At 26.7% G+C, this 14,852-nt stretch carries 14 protein-coding genes; 6 read left to right on the top strand and 8 right to left on the bottom strand.

Annotation, left to right across the window (positions count from 1 at the left end; genetic code table 11):
- Window positions 1-7: 7 nt before the first annotated feature.
- The 5 genes from topA (at window position 8) to BRE_RS04200 (ending at window position 7,921) form a co-directional block, all read left to right on the top strand.
- A complete protein-coding gene (gene topA / locus BRE_RS04220) occupies window positions 8-2,545 on the top strand; it encodes a type I DNA topoisomerase (protein ID WP_012539201.1) in 2,538 nt (845 codons plus the stop codon).
- 3 nt (window positions 2,546-2,548) lie between these two features.
- On the top strand, window positions 2,549-5,035 hold the full coding sequence (locus BRE_RS04215) for a helicase-related protein (protein WP_012539200.1): 2,487 nt from the start codon (window positions 2,549-2,551) through the stop codon (window positions 5,033-5,035).
- Window positions 5,036-5,124: 89 nt separating this feature from the next.
- On the top strand, window positions 5,125-6,561 hold the full coding sequence (locus BRE_RS04210; RefSeq protein WP_012539199.1) for a PTS transporter subunit EIIC: 1,437 nt from the start codon (window positions 5,125-5,127) through the stop codon (window positions 6,559-6,561).
- Between the two features lie 45 nt (window positions 6,562-6,606).
- Window positions 6,607-7,119 carry a hypothetical protein gene (locus BRE_RS04205; protein ID WP_012539198.1) on the top strand — a complete coding sequence of 171 codons (513 nt, stop codon included), beginning with the start codon at window positions 6,607-6,609 and terminating at the stop codon, window positions 7,117-7,119.
- The gene (locus BRE_RS04200) at window positions 7,112-7,921 is read left to right on the top strand and encodes a phosphodiester glycosidase family protein (RefSeq protein ID WP_012539197.1); all 810 of its coding nucleotides are present in this window, start codon (window positions 7,112-7,114) and stop codon (window positions 7,919-7,921) included. The genes BRE_RS04205 and BRE_RS04200 overlap by 8 nt, the downstream gene beginning before the upstream one ends.
- On the opposite strand, the gene BRE_RS04195 is transcribed toward BRE_RS04200, so the two are convergent.
- Window positions 7,893-8,441: a TDE1717 family outer membrane beta-barrel protein gene (locus BRE_RS04195; RefSeq protein ID WP_012539196.1), complete on the bottom strand. Its 549-nt coding sequence runs from the start codon at window positions 8,439-8,441 to the stop codon at window positions 7,893-7,895. The genes BRE_RS04200 and BRE_RS04195 overlap by 29 nt on opposite strands.
- Window positions 8,442-8,518: 77 nt before the next feature.
- On the opposite strand from BRE_RS04195, the gene BRE_RS04190 reads away from it, so the two are divergent.
- A complete protein-coding gene (locus BRE_RS04190) occupies window positions 8,519-8,875 on the top strand; it encodes a hypothetical protein (protein WP_012539195.1) in 357 nt (118 codons plus the stop codon).
- A gap of 155 nt (window positions 8,876-9,030) precedes the next feature.
- Here BRE_RS04190 and miaA read toward each other — a convergent pair whose 3' ends face one another.
- From miaA to BRE_RS04155, 7 genes are read right to left on the bottom strand one after another with little or no spacing between them, the layout of a single operon-like run.
- On the bottom strand, window positions 9,031-9,933 hold the full coding sequence (gene miaA, locus BRE_RS04185) for a tRNA (adenosine(37)-N6)-dimethylallyltransferase MiaA (protein WP_012539194.1): 903 nt from the start codon (window positions 9,931-9,933) through the stop codon (window positions 9,031-9,033).
- The gene (locus tag BRE_RS04180) at window positions 9,920-10,117 is read right to left on the bottom strand and encodes a DNA-directed RNA polymerase subunit omega (RefSeq protein ID WP_232212706.1); all 198 of its coding nucleotides are present in this window, start codon (window positions 10,115-10,117) and stop codon (window positions 9,920-9,922) included. Before BRE_RS04180 ends, miaA begins: the two co-directional genes overlap by 14 nt.
- 22 nt (window positions 10,118-10,139) lie before the next feature.
- Window positions 10,140-10,679, bottom strand: a complete 540-nt coding sequence (gene cmk / locus BRE_RS04175) for a (d)CMP kinase (RefSeq protein ID WP_012539192.1) — start codon at window positions 10,677-10,679, stop codon at window positions 10,140-10,142.
- Window positions 10,676-11,545, bottom strand: a complete 870-nt coding sequence (locus tag BRE_RS04170; RefSeq protein ID WP_012539191.1) for a YicC/YloC family endoribonuclease — start codon at window positions 11,543-11,545, stop codon at window positions 10,676-10,678. The genes cmk and BRE_RS04170 overlap by 4 nt, the downstream gene beginning before the upstream one ends.
- Before the next feature lie 11 nt (window positions 11,546-11,556).
- Window positions 11,557-12,963: a UDP-N-acetylmuramate--L-alanine ligase gene (gene murC, locus BRE_RS04165; RefSeq protein WP_041178208.1), complete on the bottom strand. Its 1,407-nt coding sequence runs from the start codon at window positions 12,961-12,963 to the stop codon at window positions 11,557-11,559.
- 1 nt (window position 12,964) lies between these two features.
- Window positions 12,965-13,897: a hypothetical protein gene (locus BRE_RS04160; RefSeq protein WP_041178171.1), complete on the bottom strand. Its 933-nt coding sequence runs from the start codon at window positions 13,895-13,897 to the stop codon at window positions 12,965-12,967.
- Complete coding sequence (locus BRE_RS04155) at window positions 13,875-14,849, bottom strand: RluA family pseudouridine synthase (protein ID WP_012539188.1); 975 nt, start codon at window positions 14,847-14,849, stop codon at window positions 13,875-13,877. Before BRE_RS04155 ends, BRE_RS04160 begins: the two co-directional genes overlap by 23 nt.
- Between the last annotated feature and the right edge of the window lie 3 nt (window positions 14,850-14,852).

Here is a 14,852-nt window from a genome sequence, read left to right as displayed (position 1 = left end):
GGGTTTTATGCAACAAAAAAGATTAATAATAGTAGAATCACCAACAAAAGCAACAACAATAAAAAAATATCTAGACAGCTCATTTTCTGTGGAGGCTTGTATAGGGCATATAAGAGACCTGCCAAACAGCGCCAAAGAAATACCAGAAGAATATAAAAAATTTGAATGGGCAAATCTGTCGATAGATTACCAAAATGATTTTAAGCCACTCTATATTATTCCAAGTAATAAAAAAATGATTATTGAAAAACTTAAAAAAGTCATAAAAGACCAAGATGAAATATATCTTGCAACTGACCAAGACAGAGAAGGCGAAACAATAGCATTTCACCTAAAAGAAGTATTACAAATCAAAAATTACAAAAGAATGGTATTTCACGAAATTACAAAAAGCGCAATAATTGACTCACTAAATAATACAAGAGAAATTAATATGAATTTAGTTAATGCTGGTGAAACAAGAAGAATACTCGATAGACTTTATGGATATACTATTTCTCCTTTACTTTGGAAAAAAATTGCCTATGGACTTTCTGCTGGCAGAGTACAATCTGTAGGACTTCAATTAATTATAGAAAAAGAAAAATCAAGAATAAATTTTAAAAAAGCTAACTATTACTCAATTACACTTGAATGTAAACATAACAAAAACAATATACAACTTAAACCAACATTAGAAAAAATTGACAATAAAAATGTAGCCGAAAGTAAAGACTTTGAAAATGATACAGGAACTTTACATGAGCCTAATAAAACAATCCTTATAGACAAAATATTAATGAATTCAATCACAAAAGAGCTAAAACAAATAAACAATATAGAAGTAATTTCAATTGAAACAAAAGAAATCAAACTTACTCCTCCAAAGCCATTCATAACATCATCACTACAACAAGAAATAAACAGACGATTAAAAATAGGAACAAAACAAATTATGAGTTATGCACAAAAACTATATGAAAGCGGATACATAACCTATATGAGAACAGACTCTTATGAGATTGCAAAAACTGCAAAAGAAAAAATAAAAAACATTATAAGACAAAAATATGGAGAGGAATATATAGAAAAAAATGACAGAATGTATACCAAGGCTAAAATGGCTCAAGATGCACATGAAGCCATCAGACCTTCTGAAATGTTCACTCCTCCTGAACAAATACAAATTGAAAGCGAAACAGCTAAAGAAATATATAAAATAATATGGGATAGAACCATTGAATCTTGTATGAAAGATGCAATAAAAAAAATGGGAAAAATAAAATTCAAATATAAAAATTTCACCTTCAAAGCAAATTTTACAAAACTTATTTTTGATGGCTTCTTGAAAAATAATAAAGAATTTCATGAAGATAACATAATAGATTTTTCACTTATAAAAGAAGGAGATAAATTCACTATATTGAATATAAAACCAGAACAACATGAAACAAAACCCCCATTAAGATATACAGAAGCATCACTTGTACAAAAACTTGAAAAAGAAGGAATAGGTCGTCCTTCAACTTATGCAACAATAATATCAACACTATTTGAAAGAGAATATGTATTTAAACAAAATAACACATTAATACCAACAATAAAAGGAGCTGCAGTCATAAATCTTTTAAAAAAATATTTTCCAATACTAATTGAATTGCAATTCACATCTAATATGGAAGAAAATCTAGACAAAATTGCAATAGGCAAATTAGATAAAATACAATATCTAAATGCATTTTATAATGGAAAAGAAGGTCTCAAGAACACAGTAAGTAAAATAGAACCTATGATCAGTCCTGAAGAATTTAGAATGGTATATGAATATAATAATGACAAACAATTTAATTACAAAATAAATATTGGAAAATTCGGGCCATACTTAATTTTTAATGGAAATAATTATGCAATAAATTTAACAACACCTCTCGAAAATTTGTATAAAAAAGATGAAATACAAAAAATAATAACAGAAAAAGAAATACAACCTAATATATTAGGGGTTGATCCTGCAACAGGACTTAACATAATATATAAAAATTCAAAATACGGAGGAATTATTCAACTCGGCGAAGACATTTATGAACCACAAGGATTTACAAAAACAGGCAAACCAAAAAAACCTAAAATAATTAAAGCTAAAAAAGTTTCAACAAAAAACATAGAATATGAAAATATCACGCTAGAACTTGCTTTACAATTGCTCTCCCTTCCAAAAGTAATAGGCAAATATCCAAAAACCAATGAAAAAATAATTGCTACTACAGGAATCTTTGGAGACTATATTAAAACTGAAAACGATAGCATAATATGTCCACTAAAAAAAGACATGAAAGCATATAAAATCACACTCGAAGAATCAATTAAATTACTAGACACAAAATTAGCAAAAAACGGAATTATTGTAAAAATAATATCTCTATCTAAAAACAAAATTGGAAATAAAATCTATATTTACAAACAAAATGACAAATTTTATGCTAAAATTAAAAGGAAAAAGGTTAATTTGCCTACTAATATCGACCTTAATCAAATAGATGCAACTTATGTTTTTGGACTAATGTAGGATATGAATGATTTTGAACTCCCCATTTACAAATACAAAGATGACTTAATTAAAAAATTAAGCACAAATAGTGTCTTGATAGTAGAAAGTCCAACAGGAAGTGGAAAAACTACACAAATACCAAGAATAATATATGAAGCAGGACTTGCAAAGCTTGGCAAAATTGGTGTAACGCAACCAAGAAGAATAGCCACAATATCAATAGCAGAATACATTGCAAAACATATTGGTGTAAATCTTGGAGAAGAAGTAGGTTATAAGATAAGGTTCCAAGAAGTCATAAGTCCAAAAACAAAAATTAAATTAATGACTGATGGAGTCTTACTACAAGAACTCAAAAAAGACACATTACTTTACGAATATGATGTCATAATAATAGACGAAGCTCACGAGAGAAGCTTAAATATAGATTTTATATTAGGACTCCTTAAAGATATATTAAATAAAAGAAATGATTTTAAAGTCATAATTTCATCAGCTACAATAAATACAAAAATATTTTCAAAATATTTTAACAATGCCCCAATACTTAGCATAGAAACGATTACCTATCCTGTACAAATAATTTATAATCCACCACTACTTAATACATCAAAATCAATGATACTAAAAATAAAAGAAATCATTGCTGGAATAATCAAAGAAAAAAAAGAAGGAGATATTCTTATATTTTTATCTGGAGAGAAAGAAATAAAAGAAACAATAAAAGAAATTCATGCATTGAACCTCAAAAAAGATTTGATAATATTACCATTATATGGTCGTATGGCAAAAGAAGCACAAGAACAAATATTTATGCCTACACCAAAAAATAAAAGAAAAATTATAGTATCAACAAACATAGCAGAAACGTCAATTACAATTGAAAATATTAAAATAGTAATTGATAGTGGTAAGGTAAAAACAAATAAATTCCAGATGAAAACTCATACCTACTCATTACAAGAAGTACCTATTTCAAAATCATCTGCAACACAAAGAGCAGGAAGAGCAGGAAGGCTTTCAAAAGGCACATGTTACAGATTATACAAACGAGATGAATATCAATTAAGAGATGAATATCAAAAAGAAGAAATATATAGAACTGATCTCTCTGAAGTAATATTGAGAATGGCAGATATTGGTATTAAAAATTTTACGAAATTTGACTTTATTTCTAAACCCTCAATTAAATCTATACAAACAGCAAGTGATATATTAAAATCTCTAGATGCAATAAATGAAAAAAATGAACTTACAGAGATTGGTAAGTACATGATAATCTTTCCCTTAGTACCAATACATTCAAGAGCTTTAGTAGAAGCAATGATGCACTACCAACAAGCAATATATCCAACAACAATTGGACTATCATTTCTGTCAACAAGTGGAATATTTTTACTACCTCAAAATGAAGAAATAGAAGCCAGACAGGCTCATCTTAAATATAAAAATCCCCTAGGAGATTTAATAGGATTTATTAATATATTTGAAGATTATAGAAAAGCCATTAACAAAGAAGACTTTGCAAAAGAAAATTATTTAGATTTACAAGGACTTGAAGAAATTAATAATATACAAAGACAACTTGAAAATATTGTAAACAGTTTTGATATACCAATTGTACATAAAAATGAAATTGATCACGAAGGATACTTAAAATCCATAATGAGAGGAATGAAAGACTATATTTGTTTTAAAACTTCAAAAAATAAATACAAAACAATAAAAGCTCAAAACGTAGTAATTCATCCTGGTTCACTTATTAACACAGATTCAGTAAAATATTTCGTAGCAGGAGAAATTATAGAAACTAGTAAAAGGTATGCTAGAGCAATTGGAGTACTTAAAAAAGAATGGCTTAATAATATCCAATTTGAAGAAAATAAAAACATTCCTCAAAAAGAAAACAAACAATCACATCATTCCCACAAAAATAATATATTAAACAAAGAAAATAAGGATTCACTAAAAAAAGAAATCAAAATTGGAGGAAAAAAATTTTATATTCAAAATGAATATAAAAATCAATTAACATTTAGCTTAAAAGAAATTAAACAATTAATTTCAAAAGGTTTAAAAAATGAAGAAGAAAAAGCAATAAAAAATGTCCTCGCAAAACTAACATATGAAAATTTAATAATATTCAAAAATAAAAAATTAATAGAAATAATGCGTATAGTGAATGGTATGGAACCAAACTGGACACTGCTTAAAACATACGAAAATACAAGTGTCAATATAAACGAAATTGACAAAATAAAAAACATCTTAGAATGTACTATGAACTTCATTCAACATTCCAATAAAAAATCTGTTCTTTTTTTATCACTCAGAAGTGATTATGCTGATAATTTTTGGTTAAAACCGCAAAAAAGCTTTATAGTAGCAATTGAAGAATCAATGGATAGTATTAAAAGCTTAATTGACAACCAAGAAAATATTACAAAACTAACTTCTATCAAAAAAACAATAAATAAAGTTTATAAAAAATTAAATTTCTTTTTTTAAAAAAAAGTAAATAAATATTATTTAAGCTAGAATCATATTGAAAGTTGAGCTACACTATAACTAACAAATAACATATTAATGGGAGTCATATGCATAATTTAATGAAAAATATGCAAAATCTTGGCAAAGCACTACAAACTCCTGCTGCCGTTTTACCAATTGCTGGTCTTTTACTCGGATTTGGATATCTTATAATATCTCTTACACAACCTTTTGAAATACTAGGCAAAATTGGCAAACTAATGGAACAATCAGGTAGCGCTATTCTTGGCAACTTACCAATACTATTTGCAATTGGAACTGGAATGGGATTATCTAAAAATAACAAAGCTGCTGCTGCACTAGGAGGAGCCGTAGGATATCTAATTCTAAACGCAGGATTATCTACATTTACAATAATTATCAATGAAAAAACCGAGCCTGTTAACATGTCTGTATTAGGAGGTATCATTACAGGAATAAGTTCAGCTATGCTTAGCGATAAAGTAGTAGATTATAAAATACCACAATTTTTAGGATTTTTTTCAGGACAAAGATTAGTACCAATAGCCAATGGAATCTTTTCTGTAATATTTGCTATAGTATTTGGCTTTTTATGGGCACCAATACAAATAACCATTAATCAAATTGGAATATGGATGATAGAAGCTGGCAATTTGGGACTATTTGTATTTGGATTCTTAAACAGATTACTCATAATAACAGGATTACATCAACTCTTAAATACATTGATATATTTTGTATTTGGAGAATATACCACAAGTGAGGGAAATATAGTACAAGGAGAAATCACAAGATATTTAAATGGAGATCCAACAGCTGGAGGATTCACATCGGGAATGTATCCAATAATGTTATTTGGACTACCAGGTGCAGCTCTTGCAATGTACTTAACAGCTAAAAAAGAACTCAGACAAGAAATAGGAGGTATCCTGCTCTCAGCATCACTAACCTCATTTTTAACAGGCATTACAGAACCAATAGAATATACATTCATGTTAATAGCACCAATGCTTTACCTAATACATGCTATTTTAACTGGAATATCACTAATCATTACAAATATATTTGGAATACGCATAGCATTTGCACTCTCAGCAGGAATCATCGATTATTTTTTAATGTTCCCAAAATCAACGAACGCACTATTAATACTTCCAATAGGACTGACAATTGGTATCATTTACTTCACCATATTTTTCACACTAATTAAAGCATTTCAAATAAAAACTCCTGGCCGTGAAGATGATATTAATCAACAAAATTTTAAACATATTCAAAATATATCTCAAAATGATACTTTTGAGGTAATAATTCAAGCTCTTGGAGGAACTAACAATATAATAAATATAGACTCATGTTTCACACGACTCAGAGTAGACGTAAAATCGCCCGAATTAGTCAATCAAGATTTAATGCATAATCTTGGAGCCACTGGAACAATTATCACACCAGGAAATCAGGCTCAAATAATATTTGGTGCAAAATCAGAACAAATTGCAAATTACATCAAATCTAAAATTTAAATTTGTATTTTTACTAAAAGGATATGATGCTTAGGATAAAATCAAATGCCCTTAACATTATCTAAAATATTATTAACTTTACTAATAACTAACCCTCTTGCTCAAACAAATAACACAGACAAAAATAATTTTGAAAAATTATATAAACTATACATGTTATATGACTTAAATAACAATCTACCAAAAGAACTTGAGACCATAAATGCAATCAAAAGCTTAAACTCAGAATATTATTATTTACTTATGGCCAAATACCTACTTAAAATCAAAAAATATGAAGAAGCAAATAATTTTTTACAAAAATTACAACCACCCAAAGACCAAAATACAAAAAATGCAATTCTGCTATTAAAACTAAAACTTAATGAAGACAACATAAGTGAAGAAGAAATTAATGATCTTTTACAAAAAGATAAAGAAATAGATATAAAAATTATTTACTTGTTATATAAAATAACAAAAATCAAAAATGATAAAATATCTTTAAAATTAAAAAATATAATATTAAAAAACTATCCTAAAAGTATTTATTCTTATAAAATAAAAAGAAATGAATAAAATAATACCATTTATAATAACATTAATTTTACCATTCAATACACTATTATCACAACAATTACCCTATCCAAATAATTTACAACCAAAATATGAAATAATTAAAGGATCATTTCAGGAAAGTAACTATGTTATTGTTAAGATTAAAAACAAAGATTTAAAGTTTATAATATCAAAACCTATTTATGATACAAAAATGAATAATTATTATTTTAAAGGACAAACAACAAGTCAATTTTTAATTTCTAATAAAGTAGATATTGCCATCAATACTAGTCCATATACAATTAAAGGAACTATGTTTTATCCCAATGGTATATATATATATAATAAAAAACTAATCTCTCATGCAAAAAAAGATCAGGGTATCATTATAATAAAAAATAACCAAATCATATTAAATCCCAAACACAATGAAATTAAAAACTCTGATTACGGTTTTGGTGGCTTTTTTTCATTAATTAAAAATGGAAAATATACTAAAAATTTCAAAGAAAATAAACATCCAAGAACAATAATAGGTACTGACAAAGAAAACAAGCACTTATATCTAATCACAGTAGAAGGAAGAGGCACTAATAATAGCAAAGGAATTTCATTAAATGAAGCAATAGATTTATCATTAAGTTATGGCGTTACCAATTCTATTAATCTAGATGGCGGTGGATCAAGTACACTTGTAACAAAAGTTGATAACCTTCCTTATAAACTAAATACCACATCCAATCTTTTTGGACAAGAAAGAATAATACCTTGTCACTTAGGAATAAAACTACCTAATTTAAAAACTTCCAACCAACATTAACTCCAAAAGTAATTTCCGTAGTCAAACAAGAAACACTTCTCGAAGAAAAAGAAGTAGGTGAAATTGAAAGTATAAATAGAGGTCTAATATATAAACCTTTAACTTCAGGAATAAAGAGATCTGTAGCAAATCCCAAAGATACAAATACCAAATTTTGTCTTATAGAACTTAAATCAATCGTATATTTAATTCCAATAAGAGGAAATAATGTTCTAACATATTCTTTAAATACAATAGGATAAATTCCATAAAATCCAAAAGAAAAATATCTACTATGATGACTAACCAAAAAAGCATCTTTATAAGAGATATCAAAAATAACATAATTAGCATCAAAGTATAAATTGAAATTTATTCCATTATCTATTCTAGTATCATTTTCTAACAATATATCCTTATTACTTTTGCTAGTATAATTAGTAAATTGATAAGAAAAACCCCCTCCAAAAGACAATGGATATGCAAATATTAAATCACCCAAAGGAAAAAATAAAAATAACAAAAAAACATATTTTTTCATTGATAATCCTTAAACTTTCTAAAAAAACATTATATTATTATATGTAGTTATATATCAAGAATATCTATAATAATATTATGAAAATAAAATTATTACCCTTAATTATATTTTTTTTAACATGTAAAATAAAACAAGAAGTTTCTTTAATAAAAGAATTTAAATTGCCCAAAAGCAGCATCCTAGGATTTCCCCAAAAAGTAGGAATCATAACAAAAAATTATACCATTTTAAATAATACAATTCAAATACAAAAAATTAATTATGATTATCTAACAATAATTAGAAAAGACGAAATAGTTAGAATTGAAAAAATTATGCAAGATACAGAACAGCATGGCATTAAAGGAAAATGGGTACTAGCAACCTATAAAGGAAATAAAGGATACATCTTTAGCAAAGATATCAATATAATAGATAATATAATCATTGAATAAACTAATAATATAAAGATGTTAGTTAGCAAAACTAACATCTTTATTATTTATTTTTCTTTTTATGTCTATTCTTTCTTCTTTTTTTCTTTCGCTTATGAGTAGATATTTTTTTTAATTTTCTTTTTCTTCCACAAGGCACGCCTCATATCTCCTTATTAAACAAAAATTAAATCCAAAATGTTCTTTAAATCATCATCTGGATGAAACCATAAAACATTAGGAAGTTTATTAAAAAAAGTCATTTGCCTTTTTACATACAAAAATGAATTTTTAACTATTAGATTAATTATATCATTTAATAGATAACAAGGTCTACTCCTCCACAATAAAAATTCACGATATCCTATTCCTTTAAAAGCTGGTGTTTTTTCATCATATCCTTTTCCCAATAAGCTTTTAATCTCATCAAGTAATCCACAATCAATCATATTTTTCACTCTAGAGATTATTCTAGATTTCATCTCGTCCATAGGTCTTCTCAACCCAATAGCTACAATATTTTCAAACATATTCTCTCTTTGTAAAAATTGACTAATTGGAATACCTGTTTGAAAATAAACTTCAAGAGATCTCTTAATTCTATAAATATCATTTTGATTAATTGATTCATACCGTTTAAAATCAACTCTCCTAAGTTCCTCCAAAAGATAATCTTTACCCATTCTAATAAAAAGGTTATTAATATAAAGTCTCACCTTATCAGAAACAGGTGGTGCACTGGGTAATCCATATTTCAAATGTTTAAAATAAAAAGCAGATCCCCCTACAAATATAGGTATTTTTTTTTGCTCTCTTAAACTTTCTATTATTTTGCATGATTCCTTATAAAAGATTCCAAGATTATACTCATAAATAGGCTCTAAAAAATCAACTAAATGATGTCTTATATGAGATCTCAATTCTATACTAGGCTTACAAGATGCAATATCAAATTCCTTATAAACTTGAATAGAATCAACACTAATTACTTCTGCCACACCTTTTGGAAAGTGAAATAGAATATCACTTTTACCTACAGCTGTAGGACCAAATATAAAAACTATTTTATTTGTCTTCAATTGAATATAAAAATCGCTTTGCAAAAATATCATTAAAAGCTTGACTGACAACTCTTTCATCAGCAATACTATGTTCTGCCAAAGAAATCTGCTCAATAATTTGATCTGTACGAACTATTACAGCCATCACAAGCTCATAATAATTCTCATCAAAATCTTGTATTTTTTTTAACGGAATTTTCATTACCTTTAAAAACCTCCTTAATTTATTTAACATATAAATTTCTTTTTTCTATTTCATTTTTTATCAACTCAAAAACTTTATTTGCAGATTGATCTGTAGTATCAACTATAAAATCAGCTACATCTAAATAATTATCAATATTTATATTATATACAGATAAATATCTCTTAGAATCATTAAAATCTCTATTAAAAGTACTAACCAAAATATCAGAATACATACCACCTTCTCTATTTATAATTCTTTCTGCCCTAATTTCTATCTTAGCATAAAGATATATTTTTAAATCGGCATCTTTTGAAAGCCAAATAGCAAGACGAGACGCAAGAATTGTATTATCTTCTTTTGAAAGCTTTAATAATTTACTGTCAAGATATTCATCCCAATAATAATCATTTCTGCCCATGATTTCTTTCTCATAAAATGTATCAAAAGGTATATTTTTTTCCCGAGCAATATCATGAAAGGTATAATTAATGAGCTTTAAACCATAATATTTTGCAAGCATACTACTAACAGTTGTATTCCCACAACCACTTTTGCTAGAAATGGCTATTCTCATTCAATATTCCTCAAATGTTCCTTTATTTTTTCTAAATTTAATTTCATATTTAAAACTAAATTCCTAATATCAAGATCAATAGCTTTATTACTCATAGTTGTAACCTCCCTATGCATTTCCTGAGCAATAAATTCTAAAACCTTTCCACATACCTCATGTTCAATATTTCTATAAAAATTATTTATATGTGAATATAATCTTACTATTTCTTCATTAATATCTAATCGAATTGCCATTTTAGCAGCCTCTTCTGCAACATTAATATCACTAAAATCATCCATCAATTTTAATAGATTCTCTTTAATACTTGAAAAAAGTTTATTATTTATACTGTCATGAGATTTTTTTAATAACTTTAAATCTTTCTCTATTAATACAAGCATTGAAATTATATCTTGTTTAATATTTTCACCTTCAAAAATTCTACTCTTATCATAATTCAATAACGTTTCTCTCAAAACTTCTTTAAAAACATCATAAATTAATGACTGCTCAACACTTACATCATCAACAATTAAAGCCCCTCGTAAAGACAAAAAATCACCAAGGCTCAACTCATCCTTAATATTTAAATTACTATTTTTTAATAAATTATCCCTAAGGCGAGTAATAGCCTCAACATAATGAGGATTTAAATTGAAATTAACATTTGGCATTATTTCCTTATATCCTACATATAAGAAAACATTACCTCTCTTCACATAAGTTGCAATAAAATTCCTTATATCAAGTTCATAAGCATATAAAACTTCGGGCAATTTAAATTTAAATTCTAAAAATTTACCATTATAAGATTTCAAATTAACACTAAACATATAATTTGAAATAGCTTTTTCTAAGTGAAAAAATCCTGTCATACTTTTCATTTAAAATACCTTCATAAAAAATCATGTAATATAAAATTATCACCAGCTCCCATTGTAACAAATAAATCATTTCTCTTTAACAGACCTTTTATAAAATCAACAGAATCACCTACCTCTTCAAAAAAATAAACATTCTGATTTAGATCTCTTAAGGATAAAAACAAATCTCTAGAGAGTCTCTTAGGATCAAAATCTTCTCTAACTGAAAGATATATATTATGAAGAATTAACACATCAACATTACTTAAAACCCTCACAAATTCATCAAATAGAACTTTTGTTCTTGTAAATGTATGTGGCATAAAATCTAAAACAATACGTCTACCATCATAAAATTTCTTAAGACCTAAAAGAGTACTCTCAATTTCTTTTGGATGGTGAGCATAATCATCAAGATATATAACACCATCTTTTTCCATAATAAATTCCATTCTCCTTTTAATGCCCATATACTTTCTAGCTACTATTTTTATTCTCTCATCAAAATTCCAAACTAATTTTTTATGCTCTTCTAAAAACAACTTCAAAGCCAAAAGTGCTATTGAAAAATTTAAAACATTATGAATTAAAGGGGTTTTAAGCCTGATATCAATACTTCCCAAAAAATCAAATTTTAAAAATCCATCTCCAATCTCAAAATGTTCAATTTTAAAATCAGACAGAGAATTAAATCCAACACTAAATACCCTAATATCTTTTCTTATAATCTTATTTTTAATATTAAACAAATTAATTTCATCAGCATTTATTATCAATATCCCATTTTTCTTTAAGTTGTTGACATATTGCAAAAAAATATCTTCAACCTCTTCATAATTTTTAAAAAAATCAACATGTTCATAATCAATATTGGTTAAAACAATTATATCTGGCGAAAAAGACAAAAAATGTCCCTTATACTCACAAGTCTCTGCAATAAATACATTGCTTTCCCCAACAAGACTAGATTTATCTTCTAAATTTTTCACACTAGAACCCAATATCAAATTAGGCTGCAATCCTAAACTATGAAATAAGATACCTAAAAATGCTGCCGTAGTGGTCTTGCCATGAGAACCCGCAACCCCAATACTATAATATTTTTTAGAAATTTCGCCAATAACTTCAGGATAAGAGAGAACTGGGATACCAAGTTCATAGGCTTCTAATAAAATAGGCAAATTATCCTTATCATAAGCTGATGAATATATTAAAGCATCATAAGATCTATTATATATTTTTAGTGAAAACTCATAAATATTTTCATAATATGTTATATTCTTGCTCTTTAATATATCTTCGGTATGGAACTTTAAAGGAACATCAACCCCTTCTATAAAATACCCCTTATCACTTAAAAAACAAGCAAGTGAACAAAGCCCAGAACCTTTAATTCCTACTAAAAATATATTGCTCCAATTATCCAAATCAATTTTCATCTTATTTATCCAAATTACCTTTTTGCTCATAAAATTTATGTATAATAACATCAATACCAGATATATTAATTATTGTATACTTAAGTACATTATTAATAATATACTCTCTAAGCATTTCCGCATCATCAAGTAAATTACTTCCAAGTGGAATATCTAAAAATAGCTTAAAATAATAACTCCCATGGCTTTTTTTTATTTTTAAATTATAAACAATATAATCTTTATTATATTCAGAAACACAATGTTCAATCACTTGTCTTACAGCATTTTTGGAAACAGATAAAATACCTCCCTCATCATGAAAATTAGGTTTTACAATAGAACGAATATAGTTCCTTTTCTTTGATAAAAACCCTTTACGTTTAAAAAAAACTCGAATTGAATCCAACAATAAATTTGGCTTAATAGATGTTATCTCAAAAGCAGCTGCTGGAACAACATGTTCACCCATCTGCCTTGAAATTCTTGCCTTTTCTATTTCTTTTTGAGTAGAAATATCTGTTATATAAATAATCTTAGAAGAATTTGGTAAAAAAAGCCTAGATGTTATTTTATCTATCATCCGAACACTTGTTCCCAATATTAATATTTTATTAAAATTTTCTTTACGAAGAGCTTCAACAATTTCATTCCTATGAACATCATCTTCAAAAATAGAACGCCTTATTGCATCAAACACATTATTTTCAAACTTAGCAGAAGTCCCAGCAATAATCTTCATGTTCTTAATTAAAACACCATCATCAATAATTAAAGGAATAGAATATTTATCTGCAATTAAATGTGATCTAAAACTTTTTCCAGTACCAGCAACACCTACTAAAGAATAAACCTTAATCTTTACAAATTTATGTTTAATAACAATTGAAATGTCCTTAATTGCACCTAAAGCATTTTTAAATGTGAGCTTCTTAAATAAATTCTTTAAAGTCATAAACACCAAAAATACTATTTATCCGTTTCACAAAATCTGAACTAGGTTCAACAAAAAATTCATTTCTTAAAAAGAAAGAATGGTTAAAGTTTATCAAAAAAGAATGTAAAAAGTAATTATTTTTTTTAAATTTAGGATTATATTTTTTATCATCAATTAAAGCATGATTATTAAAAGCACACTGTGCTCTTATTTGATGCGTAAATCCTGTCTTAATTGACACTTCAGCAAGTGTAGCAAACTTAGACACCAAAAGTGGCTTAACAATAGTTATAGCATTAAATTTATTTATATTACTATTTAAATTATCCATAACAAAAGTTTTCTTTACAATTTTATCCCGATACAAAAAGTTCTTATAAGTTAAAGATTTTCTAATCTCACCATCAAGTAAAGCTAAATACCTTTTGGTAACAATACCACTACTAAATGCTTTACTTAAAATTCTTGCAGAATATATATTCTTTGCAAAAACAATAAGACCTGAAGTATTTCTATCCAACCTATGTACAGCAGAAGGCTTAAAACTAAGAGATGCAAGATTTTCATCTAAAAGATAAGCATTAACCAAAACATCAAGTGAATACCCATCTCCATGAACTAAAACCCCCTTTCTTTTATTAATTACAAGTAAATCCTTATCCTCATAGACCAATCTACTCTCTACATCTCTTAATATATCGGTTTTATTTTTAATTACAACACCATTTAAATTTAAACCTTGCACTAAAGGCTTATACAAATAAATTTTATCATCCTTTAAAACCCGTTGTGAAAAAGAAACCTTAAGACTATTTAAACGAATATCACCATTTCTAATATGTTTTATTACCTTTGATTTAGGAAGTTTTAAAAATTTTATTAAAACTACATCAAGTCTTTTACCATCGTCATTATTTAAAACATTAATAACATTATATTTCCCAACGCTCTTAACATCCCCTAAAAACATACA

It is taken from the genome of Borrelia recurrentis A1, assembly GCF_000019705.1.
In the GTDB taxonomy this organism is placed as follows: Bacteria; Spirochaetota; Spirochaetia; order Borreliales; family Borreliaceae; genus Borrelia; species Borrelia duttonii.
The sequence above is the reverse complement of the archived record's forward strand: the minus strand, read 5'-3'. Positions and strand labels throughout refer to the sequence as shown.

Bases quoted from the DNA above. Each gene is read 5' to 3' on its own strand.
- topA (WP_012539201.1), top strand. From the start codon at position 8: ATGCAACAAAAAAGATTAATAATAGTAGAATCACCAACAAAAGCAACA.
- BRE_RS04215 (WP_012539200.1), top strand. From the start codon at position 2,549: ATGAATGATTTTGAACTCCCCATTTACAAATACAAAGATGACTTAATT.
- BRE_RS04210 (WP_012539199.1), top strand. From the start codon at position 5,125: ATGCATAATTTAATGAAAAATATGCAAAATCTTGGCAAAGCACTACAA.
- BRE_RS04205 (WP_012539198.1), top strand. From the start codon at position 6,607: ATGCCCTTAACATTATCTAAAATATTATTAACTTTACTAATAACTAAC.
- BRE_RS04200 (WP_012539197.1), top strand. From the start codon at position 7,112: ATGAATAAAATAATACCATTTATAATAACATTAATTTTACCATTCAAT.
- BRE_RS04195 (WP_012539196.1), bottom strand. From the start codon at position 8,441: ATGAAAAAATATGTTTTTTTGTTATTTTTATTTTTTCCTTTGGGTGAT.
- BRE_RS04190 (WP_012539195.1), top strand. From the start codon at position 8,519: ATGAAAATAAAATTATTACCCTTAATTATATTTTTTTTAACATGTAAA.
- BRE_RS04180 (WP_232212706.1), bottom strand. From the start codon at position 10,117: ATGAAAATTCCGTTAAAAAAAATACAAGATTTTGATGAGAATTATTAT.
- cmk (WP_012539192.1), bottom strand. From the start codon at position 10,679: ATGAGAATAGCCATTTCTAGCAAAAGTGGTTGTGGGAATACAACTGTT.
- BRE_RS04170 (WP_012539191.1), bottom strand. From the start codon at position 11,545: ATGAAAAGTATGACAGGATTTTTTCACTTAGAAAAAGCTATTTCAAAT.
- murC (WP_041178208.1), bottom strand. From the start codon at position 12,963: ATGAAAATTGATTTGGATAATTGGAGCAATATATTTTTAGTAGGAATT.
- BRE_RS04160 (WP_041178171.1), bottom strand. From the start codon at position 13,897: ATGACTTTAAAGAATTTATTTAAGAAGCTCACATTTAAAAATGCTTTA.
- BRE_RS04155 (WP_012539188.1), bottom strand. From the start codon at position 14,849: ATGTTTTTAGGGGATGTTAAGAGCGTTGGGAAATATAATGTTATTAAT.